The sequence below is a fragment of the Candidatus Syntrophosphaera sp. genome (assembly GCA_019429425.1).
GTDB lineage: Bacteria > Cloacimonadota > Cloacimonadia > Cloacimonadales > Cloacimonadaceae > Syntrophosphaera.
This window is the reverse complement of record JAHYIU010000001.1, coordinates 23635-42802: the sequence shown is the minus strand read 5'-3', so window position 1 is coordinate 42802 and position 19168 is coordinate 23635. Positions and strand designations below refer to the sequence as shown.

Annotated in this window: 15 protein-coding genes; 12 read left to right on the top strand and 3 right to left on the bottom strand. The window is 56.4% G+C overall.

Annotated elements, in window-relative coordinates:
* Positions 1-9: 9 nt before the first annotated feature.
* The 4 genes from K0B87_00180 to K0B87_00165 all read left to right on the top strand — a co-directional run bounded on the left by K0B87_00180 (position 10) and on the right by K0B87_00165 (position 4946).
* Positions 10-606: a molybdopterin-dependent oxidoreductase gene (locus K0B87_00180; protein MBW6513162.1), complete on the top strand. Its 597-nt coding sequence runs from the start codon at positions 10-12 to the stop codon at positions 604-606.
* 112 nt (positions 607-718) lie between these two features.
* Entirely contained in the window at positions 719-1279 is a 561-nt protein-coding gene (locus K0B87_00175; protein MBW6513161.1) for a hypothetical protein, read from the top strand.
* Between the two features lie 43 nt (positions 1280-1322).
* Entirely contained in the window at positions 1323-3593 is a 2271-nt protein-coding gene (locus K0B87_00170) for a T9SS type A sorting domain-containing protein (GenBank protein ID MBW6513160.1), read from the top strand.
* Between the two features lie 81 nt (positions 3594-3674).
* Positions 3675-4946 carry a serpin family protein gene (locus K0B87_00165; GenBank protein MBW6513159.1) on the top strand — a complete coding sequence of 424 codons (1272 nt, stop codon included), beginning with the start codon at positions 3675-3677 and terminating at the stop codon, positions 4944-4946.
* 196 nt (positions 4947-5142) lie between these two features.
* Here the strand turns inward: K0B87_00165 and K0B87_00160 are convergent, their stop codons facing one another.
* The gene (locus K0B87_00160) at positions 5143-6039 is read right to left on the bottom strand and encodes a tyrosine recombinase (GenBank protein MBW6513158.1); all 897 of its coding nucleotides are present in this window, start codon (positions 6037-6039) and stop codon (positions 5143-5145) included.
* Positions 6040-6119: 80 nt separating this feature from the next.
* Here K0B87_00160 and K0B87_00155 point away from each other — a divergent pair, with 80 nt between their 5' ends.
* The 6 genes from K0B87_00155 to K0B87_00130 are packed head-to-tail and all read left to right on the top strand — an operon-like array spanning position 6120 to position 11958.
* Complete coding sequence (locus K0B87_00155; GenBank protein ID MBW6513157.1) at positions 6120-6875, top strand: N-acetyltransferase; 756 nt, start codon at positions 6120-6122, stop codon at positions 6873-6875.
* Entirely contained in the window at positions 6872-7588 is a 717-nt protein-coding gene (locus K0B87_00150; protein ID MBW6513156.1) for a polyprenol monophosphomannose synthase, read from the top strand. Before K0B87_00155 ends, K0B87_00150 begins: the two co-directional genes overlap by 4 nt.
* A gap of 10 nt (positions 7589-7598) precedes the next feature.
* Positions 7599-8060, top strand: a complete 462-nt coding sequence (locus K0B87_00145; GenBank protein MBW6513155.1) for a hypothetical protein — start codon at positions 7599-7601, stop codon at positions 8058-8060.
* A gap of 2 nt (positions 8061-8062) precedes the next feature.
* Complete coding sequence (gene ruvB / locus K0B87_00140; GenBank protein MBW6513154.1) at positions 8063-9079, top strand: Holliday junction branch migration DNA helicase RuvB; 1017 nt, start codon at positions 8063-8065, stop codon at positions 9077-9079.
* Between the two features lie 57 nt (positions 9080-9136).
* Complete coding sequence (locus K0B87_00135) at positions 9137-10405, top strand: polysaccharide biosynthesis C-terminal domain-containing protein (protein ID MBW6513153.1); 1269 nt, start codon at positions 9137-9139, stop codon at positions 10403-10405.
* Positions 10390-11958: an asparagine synthase C-terminal domain-containing protein gene (locus K0B87_00130; protein MBW6513152.1), complete on the top strand. Its 1569-nt coding sequence runs from the start codon at positions 10390-10392 to the stop codon at positions 11956-11958. Before K0B87_00135 ends, K0B87_00130 begins: the two co-directional genes overlap by 16 nt.
* A 99-nt stretch (positions 11959-12057) precedes the next feature.
* Here K0B87_00130 and K0B87_00125 read toward each other — a convergent pair whose 3' ends face one another.
* Entirely contained in the window at positions 12058-13329 is a 1272-nt protein-coding gene (locus K0B87_00125) for an ArsB/NhaD family transporter (protein MBW6513151.1), read from the bottom strand.
* A 14-nt stretch (positions 13330-13343) separates the two neighbouring features.
* Positions 13344-14249 (bottom strand): PTS sugar transporter subunit IIA, encoded by a 906-nt coding sequence (locus tag K0B87_00120; protein ID MBW6513150.1) that lies wholly within the window; start codon positions 14247-14249, stop codon positions 13344-13346.
* Positions 14250-14597: 348 nt separating this feature from the next.
* On the opposite strand from K0B87_00120, the gene K0B87_00115 reads away from it, so the two are divergent.
* Together K0B87_00115 and K0B87_00110 are read left to right on the top strand one after the other, a co-directional pair.
* A complete protein-coding gene (locus K0B87_00115; protein ID MBW6513149.1) occupies positions 14598-17477 on the top strand; it encodes a glutamyl aminopeptidase in 2880 nt (959 codons plus the stop codon).
* A 140-nt stretch (positions 17478-17617) separates the two neighbouring features.
* Positions 17618-19168 (top strand): acyl-CoA carboxylase subunit beta, encoded by a 1551-nt coding sequence (locus tag K0B87_00110; protein MBW6513148.1) that lies wholly within the window; start codon positions 17618-17620, stop codon positions 19166-19168.

Below are 19168 nucleotides of genomic sequence, written 5' to 3'. Positions count from 1 at the left end.
GGAGACAAAGTGAGCAAGCTCGCTGCCATGAACACGCCCATCTTTTGGGCGGAGGGACATCCCGGGAAACTTGATCGGGAAAACTGGAAGATCGAGGTCACGGGCGCCTGCGAACATCCGCAAACCTTGACCTGGAAAGAACTTATAGCATTGCCGCAGGCCGAGGTCGACAGCCGTCTGACCTCCGTGACCCGCTGGTCTGTGCAAGGCCTGTGGAAAGGCGTCTCCCTTTCCGCCCTCCTTCGGGAAGTTGGTATGTTGCCCAGTTGCAAATACATACGGTTCTGGTCCGTGGGCCTGGTCTACGACACCTCCATCCCGGTGGAAATAGCCTTGCTGGAAAAATCCCTGCTGGCGCACAGCTTTGACGGCGAATTCCTGGACGAGGATTACGGCGGCCCCGTGCGTGCCTTCATTCCTTATCTCTGGGGCTATAAATCCGCCAAATCGGTCGTCAAGATCGAACTAATGGAGCTATACGTTTCCGGTTATTGGGAAGTTCGCGGCTACACGGACAGCGCTGAGATCGAACCCGGTCCCTGCCGCGATATCAATGCCGGCGGCGAGATCAAGCGGATCGAAGGCCCTGGGGAAGTGAAGTTTTAAGCTTGAACGTTTCCACCTCTCCCGAACAGGCACCCAAAGCTATTGCCAGTGCAGGCTTTTGCCTTATCCTGTATATACATGGATGTAATTTATGACCAACATGGAGATAAAAATGTTTGACGTAATAGCCGACACTACCCCAACTCCAAAGGCAGCCAGGACTAGTCGATCAAGGCTGAACCTCTTGCCGGGCCTGATCTTCAGCCTGATCTTTGTCGCCAGAATCGGGCTACTGGCCGCCCAGAGCAATCAGGCGGAGTATGACTTGGTGAAGACCTTTAAATTGCCCCAGGCCGCGGTGCCATTGAGCGAACTTAACCAGAAAGAAGAGGTCTATATGAAAGATGGAACTCCTTTCACGGGAATAGCTTATGAACGCTTTGAGAACAAGAGGCTGGCCCGCCTGCTCAGCCTCTATAAAGGACTCCAGCACGGCCCCATGTATCTCTGGTATCCTGACGGCTCCCCGCAGATGAGTGCCAATTACCGCCAGGGCAGGCTGAACGGCAGATTTCTGGGCTGGTACCGCCACGGCGGCGTCATCTACGACATGGTGATCAACCAAACAGGTTACGCGGGGGATTACGTTTCGGACGATGAAACCCGGCGCCTCACCGAAGGCGCGGATTCTGAGGGCGATGGCGATGCCAGGGAATCCAGTCAGGGCGAATAAGATACTGAAAGACATCGCTTTGCGGCAATATGGAACGCGTCTTGTGGCATCCGGTCTGAAGGTTTCGATTGGCATTACCCTGTTTCTGCTTCTCGGTTGCGCTTTGCTATCTGCCAATAAGACCGAGCTGCAGTTGCAGGAAGTTTCCCGCTTTGCCTTCACTTCCCACGACATGGCCACCCGCCGCGAAGCCGTGATCCGCTATCCATATGTCTATCTGCCAAACAGTTACGGCTTCCAGGTCAGCATTTGGGACAGCCTCGCGAATACCTTCACCGAGGTCGCCAATTACGGCGTGCAGGGCAGTGTGCATGAAATGGTCGCCTGGCAGGATTACCTCTTTCTGGCTGTGGGATATGGCTTTATGAGCGAAGTCCAGCCGGATATGGGGGCCCTTTACAAAGTGGACATTTCCGATCCGCTGCATCCCCAGGCCGCGGGACTTATGCCCGTGGGGGAGGAGGAGATCAAATACGGCAACCTGCATATCGTTGGCGACGCCCTGCTGGCTAATGACGAATACTATGGTGGTCTGCATAACCTCGTCCAGATAGACCCCGTAACCCTCAGCATAGTGGGCACTTATCCCGGCCACTACCATTTTGAGGTGATCCGGGGCCAGTATGTCATCTCCCGGCCTTACAATTCCAGCCAGTTCCACCTCTTCGACGTCGATCCCTCCTCCGGCCTCAATTTCCTGGGCTATCTCAGCCTGCCGCACTATACCGTCAACACTTTCCCCCTCATTTTCGACGTCCGGGACAGTTTTGTAGCCACCCAATGCGGCGAAGGGATCAGGATCTGGGACACCGCAAACCTCTTCAACTGGGAATTGCTGTCCATGGTTGAACAGCCATTTTCCGCGCGAGGGGTTTATGCCAGCGGCTGGTTGGTTGGGGCCAATTACGAAGTTGCCGAAGACCTCACCCGCTTCTACATCTACAACCTGACCGAGCCCGCCAACCCTGTCCTGGCCAGCACAACCAACTATCCTTCCGGCCTGGGCTACCCCACGGGCGGGGTGGAAAGAATGACCCCCCAGGGCACTTTCCTCTTCCATTGCAACATGAACCAAGGCTGTCTCTGCCTGGGTTTGGACAACAGCGGCAATCTGTCCTTCAGTGGCAGATGCTACCGCTTCAACCTCACATCCGGCCACGGCCGCAACTACGGTTCTTACATCCTGAGGTCCTCTTTCCGCGGCGGAGTGGCCTGTTTTGACGTCTCCGACCCCCAAAACCCTCACTACGCCTTCACCCTCTGGGATGGACTTTCCGTGCGCTTCGACATCTGCGGCGACCTCATGCTGGCGTTGTTTGACTCCAGTTCTGGAAACCCGCCCACCCAGAGGATCTATGATCTCAGCGACCTGCAAAACCCTCAGTTGGTGGCTTCCTACCCCCTAACCCAGTATGTTACGACCTTTTTCAATTACGATGAGCCCAATGCCTTTTACCAGCTTGACAATTCTGTCCCGAACATCTCAAAGTATTCCGTGCTGAACGATCAGGCCAGCCTCGTCTGCGGGGTTTACCTGCCCGAGCCGGTGCAGAGCCCCACCTTCGTGAACGGCCTGCTACATCTTCTCCGCCCCACTGCCAATGATGGGAACGGGCTCTATACCTGCAGTGGATTTCCAGAAAATGCCCCTCTGCTGGGTGAACTCATCCCCGCTTTCTTTCATCCGGACTACGCCGACATGTATAACGCCGGGGAATTCGCTTTTGTCAGGACTTTCAGCCACAGCCTGCCCGCCCTGTTTTACAATCCCACCACCACACTGATGGTCCGGCCTGACTATTTCGGCTTCGATTTTCGCAATTACGTATGCATCGGCCGCGAGACGGGAGTCAGTTTCTACGATTTCAGTGACGCGACGGGAATCCATGACTGGGTCGCCGAAGACCTCTTCCTGCCCCAATGCTCCTACACTACGGACATCGACTGGGACGACAACTACCTCTATCTCCTTTGCAACGACAACGTCGCCATCTATGCCTACACCATCACCACTGCTGCTGAAGACCCCGTGGCGCCCGCACCATTTGAGCTTTCGAGCTGGCCCAATCCCTTCAATCCCTCCTGCAGCCTGAAGTTCAGCCTGCCCCAAGCCGGCCGCGCCAGCCTGGACATCTACAACGCCAAAGGCCAGAAAGTGCGCTCCCTGCTGGACGGAGAACTTCCCTCCGGGGAAAGCACCTGGGTCTGGGAAGGAAGGGACGATTCCGGCCAGACCCTGCCCTCAGGATTGTATTTTGCCCGCCTCAGCACGGAGCAGGGAAGTTCGATTAGGAAACTGATGCTGATCAAATAAGGGAAGCCGGGGAAGCGTAAAACACATTAACGCGTTCCCCGCCTGGCCAAGAATTGCGCCATTCCCAACAAGGAGTAACATATGACCACAGTGATAAGGTACCTTATCCTGCTCGCGGTCCTGAGCCTCTGCATCGGCTGTTCCTGCAACAAAGCCGAAAAAGACACCGCGGAGGACCGGGCTTGGGATACACCACCCTCCGGATTCCAGACCAACGATTTTGCCTACAAGCTCTACCACGAGGCGGACCAGCCCGGCCAAAACCTCTTCTTTTCGCCCTACAGCATTTCCTCCGCCCTGGCTATGGCCTGGGGCGGCGCGCAGGGCGAAACCGCGGAGGGGATCAAGCAGGCCCTGACTTTTGTTTTGCCTCCCGAAGAACAGCATGAGGCTTTCCGCGCCCTGCAAAAGAGCCTGAACACCCTCGGCGCCGGGGGTAAGGCGGAATTGAACGCCGCCAACGCGCTGTTCGGAGCCCGGGCTAATCAGGATCGCCTGCTGGGAGACTATCTCAAACTCCTGCGCGACCAATATTCCAGCGAGTTGTTTTCGCTCGATTTTTCCGATGCCGAAGGCTCGGCGAAGTTCATCAACGCCTGGGTCGAGAAACGGACCAAAGAGCGGATCAAGGACCTGATCAGACCCAGCCACATCAGGGACAGCAACAACGGTTTGGTGCTGGTGAACGCCATCTATTTCAAGGGCAGCTGGCTGAAGCGGTTCGATCCCAAGCAAACACGCCCGGACAGGTTCTACACTTCCTCCCAGGTCAGGACTCCGGAAACGGCCAGACCCGTCCAGATGATGTCCCTCCGGGATAGCTTCGCCTACGCGGAACTTCCTGGATACCAGATACTTGAGCTTCCCTACGCCGAGCCGGACCTGGCCATGCTCTTCATCCTGCCGGAAGAGATCTGGCAGATGAAGATGGCCCTGAATCACGGCTCCCTGATGGAATGGCAGGAAAAGCTCGTGAGACAGGAAGTGCATGTCCAGATCCCCAGATTCAAATTCCAGCTAACCCTCGAAGGCCTGTCCGACATACTGAAAAACCTGGGCATGAACGCGGCTTTTGATCCAGACAGGGCTGACTTTTCAGGAATAATGAAGCTCAGCCCCGGCCAGCGGCTGTATATCCTGGACGTGATCCACAAAGCCTTTGTGGAAGTGAAAGAAGAGGGCACCGAAGCCGCCGCGGCCACCGGAGTGGTTATGGGCGTCACCTCCGTGGGACCGTCAGCGCCGGCCATTCCTGTCTTCCGGGCGGACAAGCCCTTCGTCTATATGATTCTCCACAAGCCCTCGGGCACCATCCTCTTCCTGGGCAAGTTCGCCGATCCGCCCCAAATGTAGACAGAGCCTTGTTTTTTCCCATTCCGCCCTCCCTTGACGGCGTTAATCACTTGTCTATCCACAGTCAATCACTTGTCTATTATAGACAAGTGATTGACTGTGGATAGACAAGTGATAGGCAGGGTGACAAGAGGGTAAGGGAAAATGAGGCCCGGCTTGAAGTTTCAGGCCATGTATTGGCCAAACCCCGCCGGAATCAGTCCTTTCCGCGCGGATGGCCCTTTTTGTAAGCTTCTTTCAGGTCCTCCAGTGTCACATGGGTGTAGATCTCCGTGGTGGAGAGGTTGGCGTGGCCGAGCATTTCCTGCACCGCGCGCAGGTCGGCACCGCGTGCCAGCATGTGGGTGGCAAAGCTATGGCGCAGGGTGTGGGGCGAATATCCCTTGCGCTGGGCCACGATCGCGAAGTAGCCGTTGAGGACTGTGTAGAGTTGGAAATCTTTGAAATCCCTGCCGCTTTTGGTGAGGAACAGCCGGTTTGAGCTGTGCTCCTTTTTCAGCTTATCCCGCGCGGGGAGGTAGTCCAGGATGGCGGAAAGGGCTTCTTTGCCCACGGGAACGATGCGTTCCTTGTTTCCTTTGCCGACCACGCGGGCCAGGCCTTTTTTCAAGTCGAGGTCGTTCATCTGCAGGTTGGCGAGTTCGGAGATGCGCAGTCCGGATGAATAGAGCAATTCCAGTATGGCGCGGTTGCGGATCCCGTAGACGCTGGATTGGTCAGGGACGCGGAGCAATGTGACCATTTCCTCCTCAGTGAAGACCTGGGGCAGCTTCTTTTCGAATTTGGGGCGTTTGATCTTGTCCATGGGATTTTTGGCGATGCGTCCGGTGAGCTTGAGATAGCGGAAAAAACTGTTCAGGGTGGCTGTTTTGCGGGCCAGGGTGCGGTTGCAGACGGGTTTGTCGTGCAGCCAGCGCAGGAAATCCCGGATCATCAGGACGCTGATGGCTTCAGTCTGCACATTGCTTGATTCAAAAAATCTTTCCAGGAAGCCCTGAAATTGTTCCAGATCGCGCTTGTAGGCAAGAATCGTGCAGGAAGACTTGGCCTCCCCGCGTATGTATTGCAGATAGTTTTCGACGTCATTTCGCATATCTTATTCCTTGAGGACGTATTTTTTTCTTGCCTGATTACTTGTCGAGAAAAAAATAGCGCTAAGCCAGTGGAGGTTTGATGAGCCAGTATATTTCAGCCAGCGCCAAGCTTGGCGGGAACGTCGAGATTGGCGTCAACGCCGTGATCCTGGACGAGGTCCGGATCGGGAACGATTGCCAGATCGGCCACAACGTTGTGATCCATCCGGGCAGCGTCATCGGGGAAGGCACGCGCGTTGACGACAACACGATAATCGGCAAAAAGCCGCTTTCCTCGCCGCGCAGCATCTTCAAGCCGCCCGTGGACCTGAAGCCTGCTGTGATCGGCCCTTTCTGCCAGATCGGAGCCAACGTGATCATCTATGCAGGGAGCGAGATCGGGGAGCGGAACCTGATCGCGGATCTGGCCACCATCCGTGAAAATGTGGCCATCGGCGACCTGAACATCATCGGCCGCAACGTCTCGATCGAAAACCACGTCCGCATCGGCTCACGCAACAAGTTTGAGACCAATTGCTATATCACGGCCTACTCCGAGATCGAGGACTACTGCTTCGTGGCGCCCTGCGTGGCCACCAGCAACGACAACTACATGGCCCGCGATCCCGAGCGGTTCCAGCATTTCAAAGGAATCACCATGAAACGCGGCTCCCGCATCGGGGTCAATGCCACCATCCTGCCTGGCAAGGTTTTGGACGTGGATGCCTGCGTCGCCGGCGGAGCGGTCGTTTCCCGGGACGCGCCTGCAGGAAAGATCGTTTTGGGTAGCCCAGCCAAGCCGGTGCGCGAGGTTCCCGAAGCCCAACTTCTCAAGAACAATCTGGATAAACAATGAAAGCGCTGCTGATCATCCCCACCTACAACGAGATCGAAAACATCGGCCGGATCATCCCCGCCGCGCTGTCACAAAGCCCGGACCTGGAGGTCCTGGTGATGGACGACAATTCCCCGGATGGCACCGCCCAGGTGGTCAAAGACCTGATGCAGAGCGAACCGAGGATACATCTGATCGAGCGTCCCGGCAAGATGGGGCTCGGCTCCGCCTATGTGACCGGCTTCAAATACGCTTTGGAGCGTGATTTTGACTTTGTTTTGGAGATGGACGCGGATTTTTCCCACAACCCGGATGACCTGCCCCGCCTGCTGGAAATGGCGCAGAAGAAAGACCTGGTGATCGGCTCGCGTTACTGCCAGGGCGTCAATATCGTCAATTGGCCCTTCAAGCGCCTGCTGATCAGCTATTTTGCCTCCAAATACGTCCGCGTGATCACAGGCATGCCGGTCAAGGATCCCACCGGCGGCTTCAAATGCTTCAACCGTAGAGTGTTGGAAGCCATCGACCTGGACAAGATCCTCTCCGACGGCTACGCGTTCCAGATCGAAATGAACTTCCGCGCCTGGGTCAAGGGCTTCCGCATCAAGGAGATCCCGATCGTATTCACCGAGCGCCTCAACGGGGTTTCCAAAATGAGCCGCCACATTGTTTGGGAGGCCGTCTGGATGGTCTGGAGGCTGCACCTGCTAAAACTTTTGAAAAGGATAAAATAAGGAGCCAATGATGAAAAAATCCCTGTTCCTGTTCCTGTTGCTGTTCGTTCTGGTTGCTGCTCATGCCCAATTTACGGAACCAAGGTCCTATATCCAGAGCGTGATTCTGGACAATGGCCAGATCCCCACCCTGACCTGGGCTGAGGAAAAATCCGCCGAGGAATACCTGGTGCGGGCCTGGATGCTGGAGCGTCCGGATGAGATCCTGAGCACGGACGAACACTCCGTCTGGCATCTGAACCTGCTCTCGTTCGGCGATGATATCGAGTATCCCGTCACGGCCGTCGTCATTTTGGAAATGGGGAACTTTGCCTCGCGTTGGGAAGTGGGCGAAACCATCCATCTGGAGGTAACGCACAAGGCCAGCGGGGAACTGGTCGAATGGGAGATCACTGTCCCTGAAGGATCAGGACCGATCACCATTTTGGACACTCCGCAGCTCATTCCGCCCTTCAGCAAAGCCCAGAAATAGCAATGCTGGAACGCATCAACGCGCCGCAGGAAGGGCTCGAGGACCTTGAGTTCGACCGCGCCCTGCGGCCCCGCAGCCTGAATGAATTCATCGGGCAGCAGCAGATCAAGCAACTGCTGGACATTTCCATCCGGGCAGCCAAGCTACGCAAAGAATCGCTTGACCATGTGCTCTTTTTCGGCCCTCCCGGGCTGGGAAAGACCACCCTGGCCAGCATCATAGCCCGCGAACTGGGAGTCGACATTACTATCAGCAGCGGGCCCGTGATGGAAAAACCAAGCGATCTGGCCGGCATCCTCACCAACCTCCAACGCCACGAGGTGCTCTTCATCGACGAGATCCACCGGCTCAGCCATGTCATCGAAGAGTATATCTATCCAGCCATGGAGGATTTCCAGATGGAGATCATCCTGGATAGCGGGCCCAGCGCCAGAACGCTCAGGATCGGGGTCGAGCCCTTCACCCTGATCGGCGCCACCACCCGGGCCGGATTGCTAACGCCGCCTCTGCGCGACCGTTTTGGCATTGTCCTGAGGCTGGATTATTACGATTTTGACTCCATCTGCCAGATCATCAAGCGTTCCGCCGGCATTCTGGAGATTCCCGCGGATGAAGACGGGATCAAGGAACTGGCCCGACGCAGCCGGGGCACCCCGCGCATCGCGAACCGCCTGCTGCGCCGGGTGCGCGATTTCGCCCAGATCATGGGCGACGGCATCATCACCCTGGATATCGCGCTTAAAGCATTGGAAATGCTGCAGGTCGACCACGCCGGCCTGGACGAGATGGACAAGCGCCTGCTGCTCACGATCATGGAAAATTACCGCGGCGGTCCGGTCGGCCTTAAAACCCTGTCCACAGCGATCGGCGAGGATTCCGGCACCATCGAGGAGATCTTTGAGCCCTATCTCGTGCAGCAGGGCTTCCTGGAACGCACGCCGCAGGGCAGGAAAGCCACCTTCAAGGCCTACAAACATCTGGGTGTGACGCCCTATTCCGAACAGCAGGATATCTTCTGATCCCGCCTGGTGTTTCAATTCCATATCAAAGCTGGATTAACTAACAAATAGAACAATATGGGATACAAGGCCAATATCAGCAGCAACCTGATCAACCAACTCCTGCGGATCGTCATCGGCGGCGCCACCAGCATCATCGTGGCCAGGGTTCTGGGCCCCACGGGACAGGGCTACATAGCTTACATCATCCTGGTATTCATGCTGATCGGGGATTTTGGCCATTTCGGCCTGAACAACTCCACCATGTATTTCAAGAAGCGCAGCGCCTACGACCCCAACCACCTCTTCAATGTCAATGTGACCGCCCTGGGCCTGATCTTTCTGGTTATCTCCGCCCTCGTTCTGCTGCTCCGTTCAACCGGGATTGCCCTCACCGGCTACAACTATCTCTATGTCTTTGGCGGGCTTGTCTTTGTGGCCTCAGACCTGTTCTTCACCAGCCTCCATTCCTGGTATGTGGGCGATGAGCGCATCCTGGAAAGCAACAGATACATCATCACCGTTTTCCTCGTCAAGAGCGCCCTCATCCTGATCCTCTGGCTGGCAGGATTCCTCACGCCGCTTACCTTCTTCGGTGCCACGGTTTTGGGAATGCTGCTCAACGCCCTTTATCTGGCGCGCCATACCGGGCAAAAATATACCCCGGCGATCGACACCAGGCTGCTCAAGGCCGAATTCTCCTATGGCGGAGTCCTCTGGTTGGGAGCGATCTTTTCCTTCCTTTATTTCCGGGCCGACCAGTTCATGATCAAGGGAATGCTGGGCATCAGCGATCTGGGTGTCTATTCCATTGCCGTGGTCCTGGCTGAACTGCTGTTTTTGGTTCCCGTGAGCATCAATTCCGCCCTTCTGGGCAAGCTCTACAACATCGATAAACCCTCTCTGGCGAGGGGCATTATGGCCCGCACGCTGAAGCTGACCCTGTATGTCAGCGTGGCATTGGCTCTGGTGGGGATCCCGCTATGCCTGCTCATTCCAGCGGTTTATGGCCAGGCATATTCCGGCGCGGTGCTCAGCACCATGATCCTGCTGGCCGGAGCGGTTTTCGCCTCCGTGGCCAAGGTCGCGATGCAGTATTTCTTCACCCTGGGGAGGCCCAAAGTCCATCTGTACTCATCTTTGGCCACCCTGGCAGTAAACGTCACGCTCAATTTCATCCTCATTCCCAGATATGGCATCACCGGTGCCGCGATAGCTTCCGCCATTTCCTATCTGGGATATGGACTCTTCTATATAGCCATGTTCAGATTCCGCGAAGGATTCAGCTTCCGCGACATGTTCCAGCTCACAAGTGAGGATCTCCAAGCCCTATGGAAAAAAGCCTGACCGACAAAAGCCTCAACCGGGGTTATCTCTGGCACGGGGGAAAGTTCCACGCCCAGATTTCGGAACAGATCTTCCCTGAAGACTGCTCTGAGGTACGTTTTGCCAGTATCCTGAAAGAGTCCGATGGCTGTTTCCGCCTGGTTTTGGATCGTGAACACCACATCTTCGCCGCTGTGGACCGGATCCGTTCCCTCCCTCTGTTTTATGCCTTGCATAACAACGCTTTGCTGCTCAGCCACGATGCCTTCGAACTCCGCTCCCGCTTGAAAACTCCGGGCCTCGACCAAAACGCCCTGACCGAGTTTCTGCTGGCTGGCTACACCTGCCTGGGCGACACTCTCTGCCCCGGCTTGAAACAGCTGGAGGCCGGCCAATACCTGGTTTGGGACAAACTCACCCAGACCCTCGAAGTGCGTGACTACTTTATTTACAGGCAAAACTTCGACCATCCGGCCGACCCGCTGGCAGAACTGGACAAGATGCACGAGAGAGTCTTTTCCCGGCTGATCGAAAGCGCCGCCGGGCGCACCATCGTGGTTCCGCTCAGCGGTGGCTTGGATTCGCGCCTCATTGCTGTGATGCTCAAGCGTTTGGGCTATCCGAAGGTTATGTGCTACACTTTTGGCAGCTCCCTGCAGGACGAATGCGTCACCTCGCGCAAGGTGGCCAGATTCCTCAACCTGCCCTGGACCATCATTGAAACCAACCGCCGGATGTGGTATCAGGCCTACCATTCAGACGAAATGCGGCGCTATTTCCGCTTTGGAACCAATCTGAGCTCGCTGCCCCACGTGCATGACTGGCTGGCTGTGAAACAGCTTCAGGAGAGAAAACTCATTCCGCCAGACGCGATCATCGTTCCGGGCCATTCCGGCGGAATGTTCCAGGGTGCCGATCTGCCCCTTTTGTTTGAGAACCGGGAGGAGATCACGGCGCGCGAACTTCTGGATGCGATTCTGAAGGAGCACTACGACCTCTGGTATTGCCCCAATGACAGGCGCAACAAGCTTTTTGGGCAGCGGGTGGGCGATCAGCTCCAGATCCCGGAAAACGTGAAAGTGGAGATCGCCGCCTCGATCTTCGATGAATGGGACTGGCGCCAGCGCCAATCCAAGCTTTACGTGAACTCCCTGCGCATCTACGATTTCTTCGGCTACGACTGGTATCTGCCGCTCTGGGACATGGAATACATCGATTTCTGGACCCGTGTGCCCCTCCAACTGCGGATGAGGCGCGAATTGATGAACCAATATGCGAAGAAATGCCAGTCAGTCCCCATCCCCGCCTACAACGATTATCCTCTCTCCAGAAGGATCCACAACAGATACGCGCGCATGCAGGCCGGCAATCTTCCGGACCAGCGCTACGGCAGATTCCTGGATTACCGGAACCGCCACGATTATCTTTTCACCAAGGTTTCCAGCCTCCTGGCCCCCAACCTGGCCTATCCCGACTTCGTCAATCCGGACCTGAACGTCCTGGACGCCAACATCAACGCCCTCCAGGCTTTGTACTACATCAGGGAACTGGTTTCCGGCCGCCTGGACCAGTAGATCTTTCTAGTCAAACCAAGCCCGCGAGATCCCCTTTTCCCCTTATGCGCTTCTCCCCGTCTCATAACTCAATGAGGAGATAGATCTTACGCCGAACGCCTAAAAATACCGCACCAAGATGTAGACCGTGCTCAAGCCCAGAGAGAGCAGGGTGAAAATGATGCTGATCTTGGTGAATTTGAGGAAGCTGATGTGATAGCCGCTCTGTTTGGCGATGCCGACGGCGATGATGTTGGCCGAGGCGCCGATCAGGGTCCCGTTCCCGCCCAGACAGGTTCCCAGGGATAATGACCACCAGACTGGGTCCATCATTTTGGGGTTGTTGATCACGGTCCCGATCTGCTTGAGGACGGGGATCATGGTTGCCACGAAGGGCACGTTGTCGATGCAGGCGGAGAAAACTCCGGAGATCCAGAGGATCGCCAGGGAGGTGGAACGCGGCTCTGCATGGGTCGTGGCGATGACCTGCCGGGCCAGTTTGTCGATGAACCCGGTTTTGACCAGCCCCTCCACCAGGATGAACAGCCCGGTGAAGAAGAACAGGGTCACCCAGTCAATATCCCCGGCCATCACAGGCTCCATCTTTTTGCGGTTGCTGAGCACCATCAGAAACAGTCCCGCGGTCATGGAAATGGTGGCCGTGCCGATGTGCAGGAATCCGTCCAGGGCCAGTCCGGTGAGCATGAGCACCAGCACGGTGAGGGAAATTCCCAGCTGCTGCTTGTTCGTGATCAGGTTTTCTTCCTGGTAGCTCATCAGCTTGGCCCGGTCTTTCATGCTTACGCGCAGGTTTTTCCTGAACAGCAGATAGATTATCCCCAGGCTGAAGCCCACCGCGACGATCACCAGAGGTGCCAGGTTATAGACAAAATCGAGGAAATTGTAGCCTGTCGCGCTGCCGATGATGACGTTGGGCGGATCGCCGACCATTGTCGCGGCCCCGCCCATGTTCGCGGCCACGGACATCGTGATGATGAAGGGTATGGGCGAGATCTTCAGTTCCCCGCAGATCAGCATCACCACCGGCACCAGGATCATGATCGCGGTCACGCTGTCCAGGAAGGCGGCGAAAAACGCGGTCACGACATACATCATCATCATGATCAGGAGCGGATTTCCCCGCGCCAGCTTGGCCGTCCTGATCGCCACATACATGAACACCCCGGTCTTGCGCAACACGGAGATCACCAGCATCATCCCGATCAGGAAGAAGATCACGTTCCAATCCACCGCCCGGAAAGCCTCGCCCTGCGTGATGATCCCGGTCATGACCAACAGGAAGCCCCCGATCAGGGAGGCCAGCATCTTGTTGATCCATTCGGTGATGATCAGGATGTAGGAGATCACGAAGATCGCCATCGCGGCGAGCATGACAAGAGTCTGGCTCAAGCTTTGATCACCTTTCTGAATACGTCCATGGCGGTGAGGACACCAACCAGGGTTTTTCCTTCCACAACGCAGAAATAGCGCTGCCGTTTCTGGATCATGTAATACACCGCTTCGATGATCGAGGCCCCGGGGGAAAGGGTTTTGGCATCGCGGCGCATGACCTCGCGCACCAGGATTCTGTCCTCCTGTTCAAAGAGGCTTTCCAGAGGCTCGTAGGAACGCAGGAAGGCCAGATCGTCGATCATCATCACATAATGCGGTACTCCCACTTTGAGCACATCCAGGATGTTGACCTCACCCAGATAGTGCTTATGGTCATTCACAACCGGGATCATGGAGATCTTGTGTTCGTTCATCAGGCTGTCCAAAACACTCAGCGGCGCGTCCGGCGAAACGCAGATGGGGTCCACGACCATGATGTCCGCGATGCAGATGTCTTTGCCCACCTCTATGTTGCTCTTGCGCAGGTAATTGACCACCCCGTACCCGTCGCTTTGGGAGCGGAGTTGGGTCATGGCCTCGCTATCCAGGGAAAGCTTCAGCAAAGCGGAAACAACGTTCAGATATAGCTTGGAGGATGATTTGTCCGTGAAGATCAGGGCCACCCAGTTCACCTCGACGCCCTCGTAGTCGATCGGATTCTGCAAAAAGGTGATGCCAATGATAGTGTCCTCCAGCCCTTCGATGCGCACGTGGGGGATCGCGATCCCGGAAGGATAGGCCATGGAAGATTCCTTTTCCCGGTCCGCTATCGCGGGCAGCAGCGGCTTGCCGCAGAGGGGGCTGGCATAATGCTTCTGCTGGCAGATGCGGTCGATGATGTCCTGATACACCTGCTCCCTGCCCAGCACGCGCGGTTCGATATGGATGGTCTTGGGATCCAGTAAGTTTGCCAATAGCATCTGTTTACCTCGCTCAAATTCTTTAACGATGGCATTATTTCCGCCCGCGTTATCCGGTCAATGATTTTGTTCCGCCCTCTTTTCACCCTGCCTATCACTTGTCTATCCACTGTCTATCACTTGTCTATTATAGACAAGTGATAGACAGTGGATAGACAAGTGATTAACACCGTCAAGGGAGGGCGGGATGGGGAAAGTGATGGGATACAAGGCTTTAAATCTATAAATGGCTGTGCTGTGAGCGGGTCAGACGGGCCAGCCGATAAAATTGTTTGACAAAAGGAGGAGGGTGGGGGAGCATGGAATAAGGAAAAAAACACCGCCGGGATCTCCCGGAGGAGGAAAGCGATGAACAGACGTTTGACAGTTTGGATTTTGGGTTTATTAATGATGGTGGGAGTGGCCAGCTTGGAGGCGACCCAGCCCTTCTGGAGCCTGGAACCCAGCACTCAGGAGATCGTGCGAGCTGACTCGATGACCGGGTTCTTGATCTCCAAGTATGTCATCAACCTGGCGATCAACGACCAGACGCAGTTCATCCAGGGCAGCGTGACTGCGTATGTCTATGCCCAACAGAATCTTACCGGCATCGACTATGAACTGGAGGGCGATTCCCTGAGCGTGAACAGCGTCCTCGTGGATGGCGTCGCCAGCGCTTTCACGCATCAGGACGGGATCATCCACATTCCGCTCTCTGTCTCGCAAGGCATCTTCACCACCACGGTCCACTATTCCGGTGTGCCGAGCCGCAGTCCGGCGCCCTACAACATCGGCATGATCTTCACCCCCAATTTCATCTACACGCTATCCAACCCGGACGCCGGGCGCTATTGGTGGCCGAGCTATGACCATCCCTGGAAGAAAGCCTGGGTGGATTGGCACATCACCGTGCGCGAGGACTGGCTGGTGGCGGCAAACGGGGTCCGCTACGCCATAACGGACAATGGCGACGGCACCCGCACGCACCACTGGACCTGCAATTCCAACGTGGCGACCTACGTGATGGGCTTCGCCGCCGGGCCCTATATCGAGTTTGCCCAGCAGGCGGGCGCTCTGCCGGTCCAGAATTTCGTGACGTCCGGGCAGCTAAACAACGCCCAGACGGACTTTGCCAACGTTCCGGCCATGATCGCCTTTTTCAGCGACATTTTCGGCCCCTATCCCTTCCAGAAATACGGCCACATGGTGGTTCCCATGACCACCTACGCGGCGATGGAACACCAGACCATGACCACCTTCGGCGCCGCCTACCTGACCGGCAACCAGCAGTATGAATCGATTGTGGCGCATGAACTTGCACATCAATGGTATGGCAATTACGTGACTCCCATCACCATGCGCGAAGTCTGGCTCAAGGAGAGTTTTGCCACCTATTCCGAGTTTCTCTGGGAAGCGCATCACGAGGGCTGGGAAGCCGGCTGCGACTACCTGCGCGACAATATCCAGCAGTATTACATCTCCTGGGAGAACAACAACGGGCCCCAAACCATCTTTGACCCTGAATACAACATGATGTTCGCCCCGCCCACCTATGAAAAATCCGCTTCCGTCCTGCACATGCTGCGCCTCAAGCTCGGCAACGCGGCCTTCTTCCAGTTCATCCAGTCCATCCTGACCACCTATCCCGGCACCAACATCAACACGGCGGAATTCATCGACCTGGCGGAACAGGCCGGCGGATTGGACCTGACCCAATTCTTCCAGCAATGGATCTATTCCCCGGGCATACCCAACGCCACTTTCACCGTGCTGCACAACGATTCTGGCCTGGGCAAGATCATCGGCACGACTACCAGTCCCACCGCGACCTGGTTCGATATCGACGTTCCCATCAGCGTTCCGGGCTCGGCGGTGGCGGATTCGGTGGTTATCCGCGCGACTCCAGGTGGCTTCGTAAACTACTTTCCCATAGGGCTTTCGGATGACATGAGCGGCATCAGGATCGATCCCAACCATTGGGTTCTGACCCGCTCCTTCAGCCAAAACGCGATGCTGCTGGAAACCTGCCTGGCCTACAATCAGGCTGTGGACCTCACCTGGAGCGAGTTTGGGGCCGGCATCGACCTGAATGGCTACCATGTTTACCGGCGCGAGCTACCCTCCGGGGCTTTCATCCGGATCACGGACAACCCCGTCCTGGGATTGGCCTATACAGACCTAACTGTCACCAATGGAAACAGTTATGAATATTATGTGGTGGCCGTGGACACGGAAGACTTCCATTCGCTGCCCTCCAACGCGATGCTGGCCGAACCGATAGATTTTCCCTTTGACCAGGGCTTTTTGGTGGTGGACGAGACCCGGCACGGCAACGGGGCCAATATTTCGCCCACCGACGCCGAGGTGGACGCGTTCTATGATTATGTGCTGCAGGATATTAACTATACGCAGTGGGATGTCGATGAACAGCCCGGGCTGTCCATCAACCACTTGAGCCACCATCCGCTCGTGCTCTGGCACTGCGACGACTTTTCGGACATGCAGCTGATCAACCATCTGAACATGCTGGGAAGCTATGTCCTGAGCGGCGGAAAGCTGCTTATCTCGGGCTGGAAGTACCCCAGCCAGTTCGACACGGCTTTCCTGAACAAATTCCTGCCCGGGATCACGCCCGTGCTGAACAATTCCGCGGTTCTGGTCTCAGCCCAGTCTGCTGCATATCCAAATCTGCATCCCGACCCTGCCAAACTGGCAACGGCCTGGAACGGCATGCTGCCCATGAGCTATGTGTTTTTGGGCGCGCCGGACCCGCTGTACCGGGCCGAGATCCTCAACGGCGGCGTGAATGACAACGAGCCTCTGGCAATCCGGGTGGAGCATACCGGAACCCTGGCCCTGCTTGGCTTTCCGCTCTATTTCATGCTCCAGGATGAGGTCCGGGCTTTCCTGAACCAGTTTCTGCCGGAATTTTATCCTCCCCTGGCCTTGTCTGATCAGCCAATTCCCGGTCCGGCCCTGGCTCTGAGCTGCCATCCCAACCCTTTCCAGCAAAGCGCGGAGATCAATTTCAGCCTGCCGGCGGACAAGACCCCGCTGAGCCTCGACGTCTACAATCTCAGGGGCCAGAAAGTGCGCAATATCGCGACGGGGGCCTATTTCCGGGGTACGCATCAGGCCGTTTGGAACGGTCGCGACGATCTGGGCCGAAAGGTTGCGGCGGGGATCTATCTGATCGAACTGCGCGCTTCGGGACAGCGCAGGAACCTGAAGATCCTGCTCTCCCAATAAGCGAAATGACCTTCCGGCCGGAATTTGGCTTTACGAAATCAGGCCCTTGAATAAATTGGCATCCGAGGATTGACAGCCATGCTGAAGCTGTAATCTTCTGGACTTAAAAACAATATTCACAAAGCATTGAGGAACAAGCGATGGCACCATCAAAACAGCTTTACAGGCTGCGGGAAATGCGCGATAATGCCACTTTGGGCGGAGGCTTAAAACGCGTCCAGGAACAGCATGACAAGGGCAAACTGACCGCCCGGGAGAGGATCGCCCTGCTCGTCGATCCGGACAGTTTTGAGGAATTCGACCTCTTCGTCACCCACCGCTGTACTGATTTCGGCATGGAGGAACAGGTCTTCGCCGGAGACGGCGTCGTGACCGGCAGCGCCACCATCAATGAACGCCTGGTCTACATTTTTGCTCAGGATTTCACGGTGTTCGGCGGCTCGCTTTCCAAGACCTACGCGGAAAAGATCTGCAAGATCATGGACATGGCCATGAAGAACGGCTGCCCCGTGATCGGACTCAATGACAGCGGCGGAGCCCGCATCCAGGAAGGGGTGGACGCTTTGGCCGGCTACGCTGAGATCTTTTGGCGCAACGTGATGGCCAGCGGCGTGATCCCCCAAATATCCGCGATTCTGGGTCCCTGCGCTGGCGGAGCGGTCTATTCTCCGGCCATCACGGACTTCATCCTGATGGAAAAGCACAACAGCTATATGTTCGTCACCGGCCCCAAGGTGGTCAAGACCGTCCTGAACGAGACCGTCAGCACGGCCGACCTCGGCGGCGCGGGGGTGCACAGCAGCAAAAGCGGCGTGGCGCATTTCATCACCAACAGCGAGGAAGAGACCCTGCTGCTGATCAAAAAGCTGCTCAGCTACCTGCCTTCCAACAACATGGAGGATCCGCCCTATAACCCCACCCACGATCCGATAAACCGCTCCTGCGACCTTTTAGACGACCTCATTCCAGAAAATCCGAACAAACCTTACGATATCCTGGACGTGATCCAGGAGATCGTCGATGACCGGGAATTCCTTCAGGTGATGATGAACTATGCCCAGAACATCGTGGTCGGCTTTGCCCGCATGAACGGCTTTCCCGTTGGCATAGTGGCAAACCAGCCCAAGGTCCTGGCCGGGGTATTGGATATCGACGCTTCGATCAAGGCCGCCAGATTTGTCCGCTTCTGCGACGCCTTCAACATCCCGCTGATCGTGCTGGAGGACGTTCCCGGCTTCCTGCCCGGCACCAATCAGGAACACAACGGAATAATCCGCAACGGCGCCAAGATGCTCTACGCCTTTGCCGAAGCCACTGTTCCCAAGATCACTGTCATCCTGCGCAAGGCGTATGGCGGCGCCTATTGCGTGATGAACAGCCGGCACATGCGCGCGGATATCGTCTATGCCTGGCCATCTGCCGAGATCGCGGTCATGGGCCCCAAAGGCGCGGTGGAAGTGATCTTCCGCAAGGATGCCCAGAGTTCCGATGATCCCAAGCAGACCCTGCTGGAGCGGGAGGAGGAATACCGCGAGAAGTTTTCCAATCCCTACGTGGCGGCCGAACGCGGCTACATCGACGACATCATCGAACCTTCGCGCACCCGTTTCCGGCTGATCCGGGCCCTGGAAATGCTGGCCAACAAAAAGGACACCATTCCTCCCCGCAAGCACGGGAACATACCGCTTTAG

What these genes read in the sequence shown, in the direction of transcription:
- ruvB (MBW6513154.1), top strand. Translation starts at nt 8,063, where the DNA reads ATGCTGGAACGCATCAACGCGCCGCAGGAAGGGCTCGAGGACCTTGAG.
- K0B87_00145 (MBW6513155.1), top strand. Translation starts at nt 7,599, where the DNA reads ATGAAAAAATCCCTGTTCCTGTTCCTGTTGCTGTTCGTTCTGGTTGCT.
- K0B87_00155 (MBW6513157.1), top strand. Translation starts at nt 6,120, where the DNA reads ATGAGCCAGTATATTTCAGCCAGCGCCAAGCTTGGCGGGAACGTCGAG.
- K0B87_00175 (MBW6513161.1), top strand. Translation starts at nt 719, where the DNA reads ATGTTTGACGTAATAGCCGACACTACCCCAACTCCAAAGGCAGCCAGG.
- K0B87_00110 (MBW6513148.1), top strand. Translation starts at nt 17,618, where the DNA reads ATGGCACCATCAAAACAGCTTTACAGGCTGCGGGAAATGCGCGATAAT.
- K0B87_00160 (MBW6513158.1), bottom strand. Translation starts at nt 6,039, where the DNA reads ATGCGAAATGACGTCGAAAACTATCTGCAATACATACGCGGGGAGGCC.
- K0B87_00135 (MBW6513153.1), top strand. Translation starts at nt 9,137, where the DNA reads ATGGGATACAAGGCCAATATCAGCAGCAACCTGATCAACCAACTCCTG.
- K0B87_00130 (MBW6513152.1), top strand. Translation starts at nt 10,390, where the DNA reads ATGGAAAAAAGCCTGACCGACAAAAGCCTCAACCGGGGTTATCTCTGG.
- K0B87_00115 (MBW6513149.1), top strand. Translation starts at nt 14,598, where the DNA reads ATGAACAGACGTTTGACAGTTTGGATTTTGGGTTTATTAATGATGGTG.
- K0B87_00150 (MBW6513156.1), top strand. Translation starts at nt 6,872, where the DNA reads ATGAAAGCGCTGCTGATCATCCCCACCTACAACGAGATCGAAAACATC.
- K0B87_00120 (MBW6513150.1), bottom strand. Translation starts at nt 14,249, where the DNA reads ATGCTATTGGCAAACTTACTGGATCCCAAGACCATCCATATCGAACCG.
- K0B87_00125 (MBW6513151.1), bottom strand. Translation starts at nt 13,329, where the DNA reads ATGCTCGCCGCGATGGCGATCTTCGTGATCTCCTACATCCTGATCATC.
- K0B87_00165 (MBW6513159.1), top strand. Translation starts at nt 3,675, where the DNA reads ATGACCACAGTGATAAGGTACCTTATCCTGCTCGCGGTCCTGAGCCTC.